General features: G+C 72.9%; 2 protein-coding genes. Both read right to left on the minus strand.

Going from position 1 to position 672, the window contains the following annotated elements:
* Window positions 1–186, minus strand: a 186-nt coding sequence (locus tag H489_RS0119320) for an ABATE domain-containing protein (protein ID WP_031259934.1), incomplete at its 3' end; no start/stop codon positions are given.
* Window positions 187–233: 47 nt separating this feature from the next.
* The coding region (locus H489_RS29985; RefSeq protein WP_017887488.1) for a SprT-like domain-containing protein at window positions 234–672 on the minus strand (439 nt) is incomplete at its 5' end.

The raw sequence follows: 672 nt of genomic DNA on the forward strand, positions 1-672 counted from the left end.
GTGCTCGCTGAGCCACTCGTCCAGGTCGGCCGGGCTCGCGAGCAGTTCGCCGAGCTGCGACCGCGGGCGTCGTCCGGCGGAGTCGTCGGCGAAGCCACCCGTGTGCGCGAAGTCGAGCGCGATCCGTCCGGCGTCGAAGAACCAGGAGGAACCGGCGTCCGTGCGGATGTGCTGCCCCGTGTGCATCCGTCCAGGCTAACGGGTTACCGGCGCGCCTCCGTGCGTCGGGCACCTCATGCGGTAGTCGACGCCATCGTGGCCGCGTCGTCGTCCGCGGTCCGGCGCCGCCAGGTGATGACGTTCCGGGCGTCGAACCGTCGGGAGCAGCGGGCACAGGCCAGGGGGCGTGTGGGGGTGCGGTACCGGAAGTGCTCGTGGCCCGCGGGGCAGCTGCCGATCCACGGTGCGAGCTCGCTGGCGATCGGCCCGTCGTGCAGGCGGGAGCCGGTGTACCCGATCGACGCGGCCGTGCGCTTCCACTTCGGTCCGTGTGCCGCCCGTGCGCCGGCGAGGGCGTGGGCGACCTCGTGCAGCAGGACCTGCTCGACGTCGTGGTCGGAGAACCGGGTGGCCAGGTGACGGCTCACGGTGATCCGCTTCCGCGCGAAGTCGCACTGGCCGGCACGGGTCTTCGCGTGGTCGAACCCGAACGCCCAGGTGCCGGCGCCGAGG

Source organism: Curtobacterium flaccumfaciens UCD-AKU (genome assembly GCF_000349565.1).
Lineage (GTDB): Bacteria > Actinomycetota > Actinomycetes > Actinomycetales > Microbacteriaceae > Curtobacterium > Curtobacterium poinsettiae.